This is a genomic window from Mesorhizobium sp. M7A.F.Ca.MR.362.00.0.0, assembly GCF_004023175.1.
Taxonomy (GTDB): Bacteria; Pseudomonadota; Alphaproteobacteria; order Rhizobiales; family Rhizobiaceae; genus Mesorhizobium.
The window spans coordinates 1-13,805 of record NZ_RZTF01000152.1; the positions used below are offsets into that span (position 1 = coordinate 1).

At 63.9% G+C, this 13,805-nt stretch carries 15 protein-coding genes; 9 read left to right on the top strand and 6 right to left on the bottom strand.

Annotated features, from left to right (window positions below; translation table 11 throughout):
• Positions 1-175 precede the first annotated feature (175 nt).
• From EOC06_RS18950 to EOC06_RS18985, 8 genes are read left to right on the top strand one after another with little or no spacing between them, the layout of a single operon-like run.
• Complete coding sequence (locus tag EOC06_RS18950) at positions 176-1,018, top strand: ABC transporter permease (protein WP_128308505.1); 843 nt, start codon at positions 176-178, stop codon at positions 1,016-1,018.
• Positions 1,011-1,805: an ABC transporter permease gene (locus tag EOC06_RS18955; protein ID WP_127396479.1), complete on the top strand. Its 795-nt coding sequence runs from the start codon at positions 1,011-1,013 to the stop codon at positions 1,803-1,805. The genes EOC06_RS18950 and EOC06_RS18955 overlap by 8 nt, the downstream gene beginning before the upstream one ends.
• Positions 1,802-2,875 carry an ABC transporter ATP-binding protein gene (locus EOC06_RS18960; protein WP_128308496.1) on the top strand — a complete coding sequence of 358 codons (1,074 nt, stop codon included), beginning with the start codon at positions 1,802-1,804 and terminating at the stop codon, positions 2,873-2,875. The genes EOC06_RS18955 and EOC06_RS18960 overlap by 4 nt, the downstream gene beginning before the upstream one ends.
• A gap of 12 nt (positions 2,876-2,887) precedes the next feature.
• Positions 2,888-4,162, top strand: a complete 1,275-nt coding sequence (locus tag EOC06_RS18965) for a glycosyltransferase (protein ID WP_128308497.1) — start codon at positions 2,888-2,890, stop codon at positions 4,160-4,162.
• A complete protein-coding gene (locus tag EOC06_RS18970; protein WP_128308498.1) occupies positions 4,159-4,509 on the top strand; it encodes a cupin domain-containing protein in 351 nt (116 codons plus the stop codon). The genes EOC06_RS18965 and EOC06_RS18970 overlap by 4 nt, the downstream gene beginning before the upstream one ends.
• A gap of 17 nt (positions 4,510-4,526) precedes the next feature.
• A complete protein-coding gene (locus EOC06_RS18975; RefSeq protein ID WP_128308499.1) occupies positions 4,527-4,868 on the top strand; it encodes a cupin domain-containing protein in 342 nt (113 codons plus the stop codon).
• A gap of 22 nt (positions 4,869-4,890) precedes the next feature.
• Positions 4,891-5,235 (top strand): cupin domain-containing protein, encoded by a 345-nt coding sequence (locus EOC06_RS18980; RefSeq protein ID WP_013528939.1) that lies wholly within the window; start codon positions 4,891-4,893, stop codon positions 5,233-5,235.
• A gap of 20 nt (positions 5,236-5,255) precedes the next feature.
• On the top strand, positions 5,256-6,764 hold the full coding sequence (locus EOC06_RS18985; protein WP_128308500.1) for an aldehyde dehydrogenase: 1,509 nt from the start codon (positions 5,256-5,258) through the stop codon (positions 6,762-6,764).
• 146 nt (positions 6,765-6,910) lie between these two features.
• Here EOC06_RS18985 and EOC06_RS18990 read toward each other — a convergent pair whose 3' ends face one another.
• The 6 genes from EOC06_RS18990 to EOC06_RS19015 form a co-directional block, all read right to left on the bottom strand.
• Positions 6,911-7,675: a hypothetical protein gene (locus EOC06_RS18990; RefSeq protein WP_128308501.1), complete on the bottom strand. Its 765-nt coding sequence runs from the start codon at positions 7,673-7,675 to the stop codon at positions 6,911-6,913.
• 298 nt (positions 7,676-7,973) lie between these two features.
• Complete coding sequence (locus EOC06_RS18995; protein WP_127321335.1) at positions 7,974-8,735, bottom strand: SDR family NAD(P)-dependent oxidoreductase; 762 nt, start codon at positions 8,733-8,735, stop codon at positions 7,974-7,976.
• Positions 8,736-8,745: 10 nt separating this feature from the next.
• Positions 8,746-9,558, bottom strand: coding sequence for an ABC transporter permease (locus EOC06_RS19000; protein WP_128308502.1), 813 nt, complete (start codon positions 9,556-9,558; stop codon positions 8,746-8,748).
• Positions 9,558-10,421: an ABC transporter permease gene (locus EOC06_RS19005; RefSeq protein WP_127266978.1), complete on the bottom strand. Its 864-nt coding sequence runs from the start codon at positions 10,419-10,421 to the stop codon at positions 9,558-9,560. Before EOC06_RS19005 ends, EOC06_RS19000 begins: the two co-directional genes overlap by 1 nt.
• A 64-nt stretch (positions 10,422-10,485) precedes the next feature.
• Entirely contained in the window at positions 10,486-11,649 is a 1,164-nt protein-coding gene (locus tag EOC06_RS19010; protein WP_127396851.1) for a PotD/PotF family extracellular solute-binding protein, read from the bottom strand.
• A complete protein-coding gene (locus EOC06_RS19015) occupies positions 11,630-12,766 on the bottom strand; it encodes an ABC transporter ATP-binding protein (protein WP_128308503.1) in 1,137 nt (378 codons plus the stop codon). The genes EOC06_RS19010 and EOC06_RS19015 overlap by 20 nt, the downstream gene beginning before the upstream one ends.
• Before the next feature lie 114 nt (positions 12,767-12,880).
• On the opposite strand from EOC06_RS19015, the gene EOC06_RS19020 reads away from it, so the two are divergent.
• Positions 12,881-13,687: a LuxR C-terminal-related transcriptional regulator gene (locus tag EOC06_RS19020; RefSeq protein WP_128308504.1), complete on the top strand. Its 807-nt coding sequence runs from the start codon at positions 12,881-12,883 to the stop codon at positions 13,685-13,687.
• The last annotated feature ends 118 nt before the right edge of the window (positions 13,688-13,805 follow it).

Below are 13,805 nucleotides of genomic sequence, written 5' to 3' on the forward strand. Positions count from 1 at the left end.
CCTCCTCTCCCCTCGGGGAGAGGTCGGATTGCCCCGAATTGCCCTTCGCAATTCGGTTGGCAATCCGGGTGAGGGGGCAACTGCCCGAACATCATTTCCATGCCCTTGAAGAGACTGGCAGGGCAGAGGGGGGCACTCCTCCGTGAAATACACCCCCTCCCGCTCCTCCCTGCTGATGGCCCCGGCACTGGCCTGGCTCGCGGCCTTGATGGTGGTGCCGTGCGCATTGGTGCTGGCGCTCGCCTTCTTCCGGCGCGGCATCTATGGCGGCATCGAATACACCTTCACGCTGGAGAATTTCGGCCTGGTCTTCGACCCGCTCTATGCCGGCATTTTCCTCAATTCGGCGCGCATCGCCGGCACTGCGACCCTGATCGCGGTGGTGATCGGCTATGCCGCCGCCTATGCAATATCAGCCGCCCCGCGCCGGTGGCAGCCGGTGTTCCTATTCTTCGCCGTGCTGCCGTTCTGGTCCAATTACCTCATCCGCACCTATGCGTGGATCGTGCTGCTCAACCGCGAAGGCCTGATCACGCAGTTGTTGCGCTGGTTCGGCTACACCGGCGAGCCACCATCGATGCTCTATACGGAAGGCGCGGTTATTGCCGGTCTCGTCTACAACTATTTGCCCTTCGTCATCCTCGCCTGCTACGCGCCGCTGTCGCGCCTCAACCCGGAACTCGCCGAAGCCTCGCGTGACCTCGGCGCCTCCGCCGCCACCACATTCCGCCGTGTCATCCTGCCGCTGACCGTGCCGGGCATTGCCGCCGGCGCAGTGTTTGTGTTCGTGCTATCGATCGGCAATTTCGTCACGCCCGCGCTGCTCGGCGGCGGCCGCTTCCAGATGATCGGCAACCTCGTCTACGACCAGTTCCTGACTGCCAACGACTGGCCATTCGGCGCCGCGCTCGCGATGGCGCTGATCGCCATCATGCTTCTGGTGCTGATGGCGCAGGCGCTGGCCGCCAATCGCGCCTCGGGCCACGCCGCGCAAGCCGGCGGAGACACCGATGGCTGAGCGCTCCCCCGCCACGCGGCGCACGCTCTGGCTCGTGCTGAGCCTGGTCTTCGCCTTCCTCTACATCCCGATAGTCGTGCTGGTCGCGCTTTCCTTCAACGAAGGCGGGCTGCCGACGGCATGGTCGGGCTTTTCGCTGAAATGGTATGCCTCGCTGGCCGGCAATTCGGCGATCCTGTCCGCTGCGCTCAACACGCTGATCGTGGCACTGGTCTCGACCGCGATCGCCACGCTGCTCGGCACGCTGCTGGCGATCGGCATCGAGATGCGCCGGCAATACGGCAAGGGCCTCGAAGCGCTGATCTTCGCGCCGATGATCATTCCCGACATCGTGCTGGCGATCGCGCTGCTGTCGTTCTTCTCGATGCTCAATCTGACCATGGGCCTGCACACGATCATCCTCGCCCATGTCGTCTTCAACCTCGCCTTTGTCTGCTCGGTGGTGCGTGCCCGGCTGAAGAGTTTCGACTGGTCGATCGTCGAGGCCTCGGCCGATCTCGGCGCCTCCGCGCTCACCACCTTCCGGCGGGTGACATTGCCGGTCATCGCGCCGGCGGTGATCGCCGGCGCGCTGCTCGCCTTCACGCTCTCGGTCGACGAATTCATCATCGCCTTCTTCACCGCCGGCGCCGGCCGCGCCTCGACGACGCTGCCGATGCAGATCTACGCCATGATCCGCTTCGGCATCACGCCGGAGATCAACGCGCTGGCGACCATCGTCATGGCGGTCTCGATCACCGCGCTGACCCTGTCGCAGCGGCTCAACCGTGGGATCATAGGCCAATGAGCGAACCCCGCACGCTTCTGGCCATCGATCATGTGTCGAAGAATTTCGGCCGGGTGACCGCCGTCGACGGCATCTCGCTCGACATCCGCGAGAATGAGTTCTTCGCGCTGCTCGGCCCGTCGGGCTGCGGCAAGACCACGCTGCTGCGCATGCTGGCAGGCTTCGAGACGCCCAATGACGGGCGCATCCTGCTCGACGGCCGCGACATTGCCAAAACCCCGCCCAACAAGCGGCCAGTCAATCTGATGTTCCAATCCTATGCACTGTTTCCTCATATGAGCGTCCGCGCCAATGTCTCCTACGGCCTGGAGATGGAACGTTTGCCGGCGGCTGAAATCCGCTCCCGCGTCGACGCCATCCTGGCGACAACCGAGCTGGTCCCCTTCGCCGACCGCAAGCCGGAGCAACTGTCGGGCGGCCAGAAGCAGCGCGTCGCGCTCGCCCGCGCGCTGGTCAAGCGGCCGCGCCTGCTGCTGCTCGACGAGCCGCTTGGCGCGCTCGACAAGAAACTGCGCGGCGCCATGCAGCTGGAATTGAAGCGCCTGCAGCATGAGGTCGGCATCACCTTCGTCATCGTCACCCACGACCAGGAAGAATCGCTTGTGATGGCCGACCGCATGGCGGTGCTCAAGGGCGGCAAGCTGCTGCAATGCGACACGCCGCACGCGATCTATGAGCATCCGGCCGACCGTTTCGTCGCCGACTTCATCGGCGTGATGAATTTCGTGCCGGGCAAGGCCGCCGCCGATGGGGTTGTCGCCGCGAATGGCGCGCGAATATCCGGCAAGGTTCCAGCAACGCTCTCGCCCGGCGCATCCGCTGTCGCTTCGGTGCGGCCGGAGCGCATCCGGCTGTTCCCGGAGGCTCAGACCGCCAACCGCACCACCGGCACGGTCGAGGCGCTGGCCTATCAGGGGCTCGACCTGCAGCTGCATGTCCGCACCCCCCTGTCGCCAAAGCCGTTCCTGGTGCGCGTCACCGCTGATGCCGCCGACCGCCGGCCGGTCGCGTCGGGAGATCAGGTCGAACTCGGCTGGGACGCCGCCGATGTCAGAGTTTTCGCAGAATAAAGGAGAAGCCTGATGGCGCAGAAGACGATCGCGTTTTTTCCAGAAGCGGCCTACGGCCCGGCGCTCAATTCCGTCGGCATCGCCCAGGCGGTCGAGGCGCGCGGCCACAAAGCCGTTTTCCTGTCCGACCCCGGCTTTGTCGATGTCTACAAGGGCTACGGTTTCGAGGCGCATCCGGTGAACCTGTCGGAGCCGATGCCGCCCGAGCAGATGGCCAAATTCTGGGAGGATTTCATCAACGGCCACATCCCGAACTTCCGCAAATCGCCTTACGATCAGGTCGACAATTACGTCAAGGATTGCTGGACGGCGATCGTCGACAGCGCCAAATGGGCGCAGAAGGATCTGCCGCGCGTTCTCTCAGCCATCAAGCCGGATGTGATCTGCGTCGACAACGTCATCCTGTTTCCGGCCATCAAGCAGTTCGGCAAACCCTGGGTGCGCGTCATCTCCTGCTCGGAAAACGAGATCGACGACGAGGACATCCCGCCCCATCTCTCCGGCTGCGGCGAGAACGACCATGCCGGTCACCAGCGCTACCGCGATCATTTCAACGCGGTGATCAAGCCGATCCATGACGACTTCAACGCCTTCCTCGCCGCCAACAACGAGGCGCCTTATCCGATCGGCCAGTTCTTCGAGGCCTCGCCCTATTTGAACCTGCTGCTCTATCCCGAAGCGGCAAAGTTCAAGCGCCGCCATCCGCTCGACCCGGCAAAGTTCCAGTATCTGGAAGGCTGCGTGCGGCAGGAGAAACCCTACACGGTGCCGACATTCGCCAAAAACAATGACGGGCCGCTGCTCTATGTCTCCTTCGGCAGCCTCGGCGCCGGCGATGTCGAGCTGTTGAAGCGCATCATCGCGACGCTGGGCAAGACGCGCTACCGGGCGCTGGTCAATGTCGGCGGCTACAAGGATCAGTACACGGACGTGCCCGCCAACGTGATCGTCGAGAGCTGGTTCCCGCAGCCTTCGGTTATCCCGCAGGTCGATGCGGTGATCCACCATGGCGGCAACAACTCCTTCACCGAGTGCCTCTATTTCGGCAAGCCGGCGATCATCATGCCCTATGTCTGGGACGGCCACGACAACGCCACCCGCGTAGAGGAAACCGGCCACGGCTTCGGCATGCCGCGCTACGACTGGACCGATGCCGAGCTGATTGCCAAAATCGAAACCTGCCTGACCGACCCGGCGATGAAAGCCAAGCTGGCGAAGACATCGGCGCAGATGCGCGCGCAGAATGGGCCGGAGAAAGCAGCCGGGTTGCTGGAGACGCTGCTATGACCTCCTCCGCTCCCCACCTCCACCAGGCCTCCACCCGCGCCGATCTCGTCGACTGGGGCGCCCAGCCGGATGCGTTGGACGGTGCCTCCCACTCGACCGGCAAACTCGTGCACAAAGGCCCGAACAACCAGCCGGAATCCGGCATCTGGGTGTGCACGCCAGGCCGCTGGCGCCTGAGCATCCCGCGCGATGAATTGTGCCATTTCGTCGCCGGCCGCGCGACCTACCGGTCGGATGTCGGTGAAGTGGTAGAAGTCTCGGCCGGCACCGTGGTCATGTTCCCGGCCGGCTGGACGGGTGAATGCACCGTGCATGAGACCATGCGCAACGTCTACATGCTGGCCTGACCACGGAGCTTGACGACATGCCGACACCGCACTGGCCGAAGACCTCGACCGTGGAACTGGAGGACTGGGGCGCGGGCAGCAACACGCTCGCCGGTTCACCGCGCGCCTCGGGCAGGGTCCTGTCCCGGAACCCAGACGGATCGAGCGAATGCGGCCTGTGGTCGTGCACGCCGGGCACGCGCAAGGTCACGTTTGACGCCGACGAGTTCTGCCATTTCCTCTCAGGCCGCGGCAGCTATGTCCATGACGACGGCGAAGAGATCCCGGTCGAGGCCGGCACGCTGGTGTTCTTCCCAGCCGGCTGGACCGGCACCTCCATCATCACGCAAACGCTGATCAAGGCCTTCATGTGCCGCTGAGCACCCTTTCAAGGAAATCGACATGACCACACCCATCATGAAATCCCCGCTCACCATTACCGACCTCGTCGACTGGGGCGTCATCCCGACCATGATCGAGGGGCAATCCCACACCTCGGGCAAGCTGCTGTACAAGGGGCCGGAAGGCCGCTCCGAATGCGGGCTTTGGGTCTGCACACCAGGGAAATGGCACTGCCATGTCACCCGCGACGAGTTCTGCCACTTCCTCGAAGGACGCTGCACCTACGTCCATGAATCCGGCGAGGTCATCGAGATCGAACCGGACACCGCAGCCTTCTTCCCGCAGGACTGGAAAGGCGTCTGCACCGTCCATGAGACGATCAAGAAGGTCTACATGATCCGCTGAGCGGATCCGAGAGGATGTCCATGGATTTCTCCCCTGACCGGCCGACCTTCTTCGTCAACCCGGACTACCGGCCGATGGCAGGCACGGCAAAGCCGGTGATCGATCCGGCGACGATCGAAACAGTCGGCGCCATCGCTGCAGCCAGCGATAGCGAGATCGATGCCGTGCTCACCACCGCGACCAGGGCGCAGGCCGCCTGGAAAAAGCTCGACGCCAAGAGCCGCGCCAAGCACCTGCATGCCGTCGCCAACGCCATCGAGGTGGCCAACTTCACCCGCTGCGCCGAGCTGATGGTGCGCGAGATGGGCAAGCCCTACCCCGAAGCGATCGGCGAGATCGCCAACTGCGCGCCGATCTTCCGCTACTACGCCGAGATGGCGCGCGACGATGCCGGCAAGATCGCCGGCACGACGCAGGCCGGTTCGTTCCAGTATGCGCGCTACGAGCCCTATGGCGTATCCGTCCACATCATGCCCTACAACTTCCCGATCCTGCTGATGTGCTGGACGGTCGCCGCATCGCTCGCCGCCGGCAATGCCTGCGTCATCAAGCCGGCCGAGGCGACGACGCTGTCGACGCTGGACTACATGACCGTGTTCCGCTCGTTGCCGGAAGGGCTGGTCTCCTGCCTGCCTGGTGGAGCGGCCACGGCGCAGGCGCTGATCGCCTCCGATCGCACCCATGCCGTCGCCTTCACCGGCTCGGTCGCCGCCGGCAAGGCGGTGGCGGTCGCCTGCGCCGAACGCATGAAGCCTTGCGTCATCGAGGCCGGCGGCAGCGATCCGCTGATCATAAGCGAGCATGCCCCGCTTGAGATCGCGGCGGCCGGAAGCGTCACCGCCGCCTTCCACCTCACCGGCCAGGTCTGCACTTCGGCCGAGCGTTTCTTCGTCGTCGATGCCGTTCATGACCGCTTCGTCGCGCTGTTCGCCGAAAGGACCCGGGCGCTGCGCATCGGCAACGGCATGGACAAGACCGAGATCGGACCGCTGGTCAGCGAAAGCGCGCGGACCAAAGTCATGCGTCTTGTCGACGATGCCATCGCCCACGGCGCCAAGGCGGTGACCGGCGGACGCATCCCTCCGGCACACAACACCGGCTGGTTCTACGAGCCGACGATCCTGACCGGCGTCACCCCGGACATGGCAATCGTGCGCGAAGAATGCTTTGGACCGGTCGCCGCCATCTGCCGGGTCAGGGATTTCGACGAGGCGATCCGGCTTGCCAATGACAGCCCGTTCGGGCTCGGCGCCTCTGTCTTCACCACCGATCTGGCCGAAGCCCACGAGGCGGCTGAACGGCTCGAAGCCGGAATGGTCTGGGTCAACAACCCGCTGATCGACAATGATGCCCTGCCCTTCGGCGGCTGGAAGGCCTCTGGCCTCGGCCGCGAGCTCGGACGCCAGGGGCTCGACGCCTTCCGCCGCTCCAAAATGGTGATCATCGACCACAAGCCTGCAATCCAGGAATGGTGGTATCCGTACCCCGACAGCTGGTTCCGCGAGACCGGTGGCCGCAAGCACGTCTGAGTGTTTCGAACCTCGCCAGCTCCGGATAGCCAGCTCGGTGGCTATCCTGGGATAGCCAGTCCATGACCGGGAAAAAGCAATGCCGCCGGGCGAAGGCCCGGCGGCATCTTTCTTCGATTGGCTACTGCCGATTCAACGGCAAGTCGTTACGGCGTCGTTTCCGCCTGCATCGCGGCGGCCGTCTGGTCGATCTTGTCGGCAAGGACGCCCTGAGCCCAGGACGTGACCGCAGCGTCGACCGGCTTGTTGGCCATATCCGCCAGTGCCGCGTCGAGCGATGCATCATCGGTGCCGACCTCTGCCGCGGCAGCCGCCTCATTGGCGGCGGTGACCTCTGCCTCCTGGGCAGTGATTTCGGCCTCCAGATCCGTTATCTTCCCAGGCAAGGCCGCCTGATCTTCGGGCGTCATGGCCGCAATCTGCTCGGGCGTCAGCGATGTCAGCGCGGTCAACTGAGAATTCAGCGCATCCAGCTTCTCCTGGGCCGCTTCAGCGGCGGCCTGAGCAACCTTGGCTTTGGCGGACTGCGTCACGAAGGCCTGGATGGCAGCGAACTTCTTGCTCTTCGAGTTCATATAGGCGTTGATGTTGCGCTGAAGCGAGTTCAGCCGACCGAGCTTGGCGTGGATGTTCTTCTCCTTGGGAACCGACGAGACCTTTGTGGTCTTGTCGACCGTGGTGTCGTCCGTTTTGGCCTTTGCCACCTGCCCCCGAGCCGACGAAGACTTGCCGTGCGAAGCGCCGCTCTTGCCATTGCTATTGCCGCCGTTACCGCCGGCATTGCCCCCGCCGTTGCCGTTGCCACCGCCATTGCCGCCGCCGTGCCCGTTGCCGCCGGCTCCGGCGAGCGCCGGAGACGCCAGAAGCGCCAATGCGGCAAGCGCCGCGAACAGAGTTTTCCGGTTTGTCATGGTAATCTCCTCGGGAATCGTCACCTGGCCCGACCGCTAGCGACCGTCCTATGAGAAATCGCTAATTGTACAGAGTAAACTTTAGACAAATGCTGTCTCAATACGCGATCTGCCGATCAGCCCGAAGCATAACCATCTGATATTAAACACGAATCAGCGCTCTTGAACGGCGATGGCACTGAAGTCCCATGCCGGCAGGACTATAGTCCTGCCGGAATCCAGCGGCATGGGTGAAAGTCGTGACGTGGTATATCGGAAAGGCTTTGAAACAGGGCAATTGATAAAGAAAGCACAAGTCTCAGCCGATACTTTCACCGCCGTCGATTACCAGCGCCTGGCCGGTCATGAAGGATGAGCGGTCGGAGACGAGGAACAGGATCGCTTCCGCGATCTCATCGGCGCTGGCCCAGCGTCCCATCGGAATCTTGGTGCGGACATAGGTTTCGATCGCCTCGCGTCCGCCCATCTGGGCGATGAACGGTTCGTTGAACGGCGTGTCGACCCAGCCCGGGCAGAGCGCGTTGACGCGGACATTGTGCCGGGCATAGTCGAGCGACATCTGCCGCGTCATTGCCACTACCGCGTGTTTGGAAGTGGCGTAAGCGATCATCTCGCGGTCGTAGAACACGCCCGAATTGGAGGCGGTGTTGAGGATGACACCACCGCCTCGTGCGACCATCGACGGCATGACCATCCTGGCCGCCAGGAACTGCGCCCGCACATTGACCCGCCATGACGCGTCCATGCCGCCGACCTCGACCTCGGTCAGCGTTCCGCCGACCTGGATGCCGGCGTGATTGTGCAGGATGTCGATGCGCCCGTGCCTCTCGATCGTGCCGGCAATGAGCTTTTCCAGCGCCCCATCGTCCGCGACGTCAGTGGCGATCGCCTCGGCCTGCCCGCCCACTGCCCTTATGTCCGAAGCCGTTGCTTCGCCGGCGGCCTGATCCCTGTCGGCGATGACGACCACCGCGCCTTCCCTGCCCATGATCATGGCGCCGGCGCGCCCGATGCCGGAGCCGGCGCCGGTCACGACGGCGATGCGGTCTTTGAGGATCATGATGCGACTTTCAGTTCGACGGCTTGCGCCGGCGCAATTGCCATTGGGCAAGCACCACAAGCAGCACGGAAGCGACGAGCACGATCGTCGCGATGGCGTTGATCTCCGGCGTCACGCCGCGCCGGATCGACGCGAAGACATAGATCGGCAGCGTCGTCTGCGCCCCGGCGACGAAGAAGGCCACAATGAAATCGTCGAAGGAGAAGGTGAAGGCGAGCAGGAAACCGGCAACGACGGCCGGCATGATCTGCGGCAGCACGATCGAGCGGAACGTCGTCAATGGCGTGGCGTAGAGATCGCTCGACGCCTCGACCAGATTGCGGTCGAGGCTGCCGAGACGCGTGCCGACGATCATCGTCACCAGCGCCATGGAGAACAGGCCGTGCGCCGCGATGATCGAGCCGTAGCCGAGCGCCAGGCGCGGCGGCTGGTCGTCGGGCCAGATCGAGGCGAGGAACGGATTGACGACCGTGAACAGCTGGACGAGCGCGACCAGTGTCGAAATGCCGATGACGACGCCCGGAACGACGATCGCGGCGCCCAGAAGCGCATCGAAGACCGCGCGTGTTCTGATGCCGACGCGCGCCAGGCCGAGTGCCGCCGCAGTGCCGCACAACGCCGCCAGCAAGGCGCTGGTGGTGGCGATGAACAGGCTGTTCTTCAGCGCTTCGACCAGGAACGGGTTCGCCAGCGCCTTGCCGTACCATTGCACCGAAAAGCCGGTGAACTCGCTGGCATGGTGGCCGGCGTTGAAGGAGAACAGCACGACCAGTGCGATCGGCAGATAGAGGAAGGCGAACACCACAATGACGAAGGCGCGCATCAGATCAAATCCACCCGGCGGGCGCCCGAAACCCGGGTCGAAATGCGATTGGCGGCAATCAGCACCACCACCGAAACCAGCACCAGCGTGATCGCGATGGCCGAACCGAACGGCCAGTTGCGCGATTGCAGGAACAGGTCGACCAGCGCATTGCCGATAAAGAACACCTTGCCGCCGCCAAGCAGCGTCGGGATCAGATATTCGCCCAGCAGCAGGATCATGACCAGCGAGAAGCCGGTCATCACGCCCGGCAGCGACAGTTTCAGGGTCACGCCGAGGAAGGTCGAGAGCGGCGTCGCGCCGAGATCGGCGGAGGCTTCCAGCAGCCGGCGGTCGAGCCGCTCAAGGCTGACATAGATCGGCAGGATCATCAGCGGCAGGTAGCCATAGACGATGCCGAGCAGCACCGCGCCCGGCGTGTTGATCAGCCTGATATCCTCGAAACCGATATAGGACAGCAGAGCCGGGATGCCGCGCCCGCCCAGGATATACATCCAGGCATAGGTCCGCATCAAAAGGCTGGTCCAGAACGGAATGACGACTAGCGCCAGCAGGATCAGCCGCCAGCGCTGCGGTGCGCGCAGAGCAAGATAATAAGCAACGGGATAAGCGACGAGCAGACAGGCGAGCGCCCCTATCGGCGCCAGCACCATCGTGTTCCAGAAGGCAGCCGCCCGCGCCGGAAGATTGGCATATTGCGCGAAGGTGAAAGCCGCTTGATAGCCGCCTTCCGGCGCCCGTTCGCCGACGCTGAACACCGCGATGGCAATGAATGGCAGCACCAGAAACACCACCAGCCACGCGGTCGCCGGACCGAGCAGCATGGCGGTCGTGAGGTTGTGACGAAATCTATTGCCGCGCATTGAAAACCGCCCCGATACCGGCGGACATATGCCCGCCGGTCAATTGTCCGCGCCAGACCGCCCCTCAGGCCGACTTGAAGCGCGCCATCAGCTCTGCGCGGCCGGGATCTGTCAGCGTTGCCGCCGCGCCGAATTCCAGCGGCGTCAACAGGTCGGCCGCCGGATAGAGGATCGGATTGTCGAGCACTTCCTTGGGCAGCAGCTTGTTGACCCGCGCATCGGTCGACGGCGCACCATTGGCCAGATGCTCCTTCACCGCCACCTGCGGGTTCATCAGGTAGTTGAGCAGGGCGTAGCCGGCCGGCTTGTTCGGCGCATCTTTCGGAATGGCGTAGAAATCGGTCCAGATCTCGCCGCCTTCCTTGCCCAGCACATAGGCGATCTCGGGAATGTCGCGATGCAACTGCGCGCCATCGTTCGTCCAGCACATCGTCATCCAGGCGTCGCCGGCGCGCATGCCCGGCTGGTAGTCGGAGGAGACCGCGAACAGATGCGGCTTGACCTTGAGCAGCAGTTCCTCCGCCTTGGCGAGCTCGTCTTGCTTCAACGAGTTGAACGAATAGCCGTAATATTTCAGCGCATTGCCGATCGTGGTCAGCTGGTAGTCGTGCACCATGGTGCGGCTGTCGCCTTCGGCCATGGCGGTATCCCAGAACTCCTTCCAGGTGGTCATCGGCTTGGTCAGCTTCTTCGTGTTGACGGCAAAGCCGGTGGTGCCCCAGTTCTTCGGCACCGCATAGGTCACCGCATCGATCGTGCCTTCCCCGGTGAAGCGGGGATCTTGCTGCGAGCCGTCGAAATTCGGCAGCTTCGCCATCTCCAGCGGCTCGATGATGCCGAGTTTCTTGTAAGTCGAGATCGTGTAGTTGGTCGGCACGAACAGGCTCCAGCCCGAGGCGCCGGCCTGCAGCTTGGCCAGCATCTCCTCGTTGGAGCCGAACACGTTGACCTCGACGGCGACGCCGGTGTCCTTCTTGAAATTCTCGAACGTCGCCGGGTCATGGTAGTTCGGCCAGGTGGCGATCGACATGCGGTCGCCAAGGCTTTCGGCGGCAAAGGCCGGTGTCGGCATGATGCCGATCTCGCGCGCCATCACCGCCGTGGCAATGCCAAGGCCGGTGAGGCCGAGAAAGTCGCGGCGGCCGATCGAGCCGCGCTTCAAACGCATCAGCTGATCGACAAAATTCTTGGGGCTTATCGGCAGTCCGTCACGATATGATTTCGACATGTTTATCTACCCTCTGGTTGGCCCCGTTGTTCTTGGTCTCCGCAAACGCCAGCGGCGTTCCGGAGGCAAAGCCGATGGCGACGGGTTCACCCGGCTTGAAGAGATTGCCGTGGCCGATCAGGTGATCGGCCTTGGCCAGCAGCGTTCCGATGCCCTGGACCTCGATCGCGTATTCCGCCGTCGAGCCGAGGAAGATCCGGTTGCGGACGACGCCTTTGAAGGGGCCGCCCGTCTGGGCGCCAAGGCTGAGCGATTCAGGACGCAGGCTGACCGAAACGGCCTCGCCTTGCTGCAGGGCGGTTCGTTTGCGCGCTGCAATGACGGTGCCGTCGGCAAGCGCCACCTCCACCAGCTCGCCCGAATGTCCGGCGACGGTACCGCTCAAGAGGTTGGTCTTGCCGACGAAATCGGCGACGAACAAATCGGCCGGTTCGTCATAGATCTCGCTCGGCTGCCCGAGCTGGACGATGCGGCCGCCGTTCATGACGCAGACTAAATCGCTCATCGACAGCGCTTCCTCCTGGTCGTGCGTGACCAGCACGAAGGTGATGCCGATCTCGCGCTGCAGGTTCTGCAGCTCGATCTGCATGTCGGTGCGCAGCTTCTTGTCGAGCGCAGCCAGCGGCTCGTCGAGCAAGAGCACCGCCGGCTTGTTGACCAGGGCTCGTGCCAGCGCCACACGCTGCTGCTGGCCGCCCGACAGTTCGTGGATCTTGCGGCGGCCATAGCCGGCGAGCCGCACCATTTCGAGCGCCTCGCCCGCTCTTGAGGCGATCTCGCGCGAAGACAGCCTTGGCCGCGCCTGGCGCAGCCCGTAGGCGACATTGTCCTCGACATCGAGATGCGGAAACAGCGCGTATTGCTGGAACACCATGTTGACCGGCCGCCGGTAGGGCGGCGTCCCGGCCATATCCTGGCCGCGAATGAACACCCGGCCTTCGCTCGGCTGTTCGAAGCCGCCGATCATGCGCAGGCAGGTGGTCTTGCCGCAGCCGGACGGCCCGAGCAACGCGACAAAGGCGGAGGGCGGGACAGCGAGATCGATGCCGCTTACCGCGGTCACCGCGCCATAGCGCTTGGTGACGCCGCGAAACTCGATGTCGGGCACTGCGGTCAAGGCTGATGGCTCCAGCAACAGGGCAATATCGGGACGCTAGCAGAGCCAATGGCGGCTAGTATATACCTCTGAGGTGGTATATCTGATCTATTTTCTCGTTTAAGGGGGTATGGATTGTCCCGCAGCGACGAATACAGCCAGCTCGCCACGCTCGTCGCGGCGACGCGGGAGACCAGCGGCGACCTGTTCGGCAATGCGCTGGTCGATTGGCTGCGGCTCCATGTCGGCTTCGACCACTGCGTGGTGTTCGGCTATCGCGGCGCCGCGCGCCCGCCGCTGCTGTTCGAGACCTTCTCGCCGGCCGAAAGCCACGTCTTCGTCGCGCTCTACCAGGAGGGACCCTATCTGCTCGACCCGTTCCATCACGCGGCGGTCGAGCGCAAGGAAGGGTTCTGGCGCATGCGCGAACTGGCGCCGGACCGCTTCTATGCCAGCGAGTATTTCCGCTCCTACTACAGCCAGACCAGGCTGGCCGAGGAGGTCGGCTTCTTCGTGCCGTTGCCGGGCAAGGATGCGCTGGTGCTCTCACTGATGCGGCTGCGCGCTTCAGGCCCGTTCGGCACCGCCGATGCCAGATTGCTGCGCGACATGGCGCCGGCGGTGATCAGCTTCGCCAGGCTGCGCTGGCCCGCCCTTCCGGCCGACGAACCGGCAGAGGCGCAGCAGGACGAGACAACCACTCCGGTCAACGAGTTCGACCGCGCCCACATCTGGCAGAGCCTGTCGCTGACGCCGCGCGAAAAACATGTCGTCGACCTTGTGCTGCAGGGGCATTCGACGGAATCGATCGCCAGGGCCATGCGCATCGTGCCGGGAACCGTGAAGGTCCATCGCCGCAACATCTACCGCAAGCTCAAGATCAAGTCGCAGGCCGGCCTGTTCGCACGTTTCGTCGAGATCATCGACGCGCGGATAAGGTAGCTACTTCGCCCCGCCGTTTACCTGGGCAATCGCTTCGGATTTCGAATCCGCGTCACTTTTTTGCGAACGCCGGCGCTGCCCCTCACCTGCCTGCCGGCATCCTCTCCCCGTATAGGGA

Excerpts from the sequence above, each read along its gene's own strand:
- EOC06_RS18950 (WP_128308505.1), top strand. The coding sequence starts at position 176 with ATGGCCCCGGCACTGGCCTGGCTCGCGGCCTTGATGGTGGTGCCGTGC.
- EOC06_RS18955 (WP_127396479.1), top strand. The coding sequence starts at position 1,011 with ATGGCTGAGCGCTCCCCCGCCACGCGGCGCACGCTCTGGCTCGTGCTG.
- EOC06_RS18960 (WP_128308496.1), top strand. The coding sequence starts at position 1,802 with ATGAGCGAACCCCGCACGCTTCTGGCCATCGATCATGTGTCGAAGAAT.
- EOC06_RS18965 (WP_128308497.1), top strand. The coding sequence starts at position 2,888 with ATGGCGCAGAAGACGATCGCGTTTTTTCCAGAAGCGGCCTACGGCCCG.
- EOC06_RS18970 (WP_128308498.1), top strand. The coding sequence starts at position 4,159 with ATGACCTCCTCCGCTCCCCACCTCCACCAGGCCTCCACCCGCGCCGAT.
- EOC06_RS18975 (WP_128308499.1), top strand. The coding sequence starts at position 4,527 with ATGCCGACACCGCACTGGCCGAAGACCTCGACCGTGGAACTGGAGGAC.
- EOC06_RS18980 (WP_013528939.1), top strand. The coding sequence starts at position 4,891 with ATGACCACACCCATCATGAAATCCCCGCTCACCATTACCGACCTCGTC.
- EOC06_RS18985 (WP_128308500.1), top strand. The coding sequence starts at position 5,256 with ATGGATTTCTCCCCTGACCGGCCGACCTTCTTCGTCAACCCGGACTAC.
- EOC06_RS18990 (WP_128308501.1), bottom strand. The coding sequence starts at position 7,675 with ATGACAAACCGGAAAACTCTGTTCGCGGCGCTTGCCGCATTGGCGCTT.
- EOC06_RS18995 (WP_127321335.1), bottom strand. The coding sequence starts at position 8,735 with ATGATCCTCAAAGACCGCATCGCCGTCGTGACCGGCGCCGGCTCCGGC.
- EOC06_RS19000 (WP_128308502.1), bottom strand. The coding sequence starts at position 9,558 with ATGCGCGCCTTCGTCATTGTGGTGTTCGCCTTCCTCTATCTGCCGATC.
- EOC06_RS19005 (WP_127266978.1), bottom strand. The coding sequence starts at position 10,421 with ATGCGCGGCAATAGATTTCGTCACAACCTCACGACCGCCATGCTGCTC.
- EOC06_RS19010 (WP_127396851.1), bottom strand. The coding sequence starts at position 11,649 with ATGTCGAAATCATATCGTGACGGACTGCCGATAAGCCCCAAGAATTTT.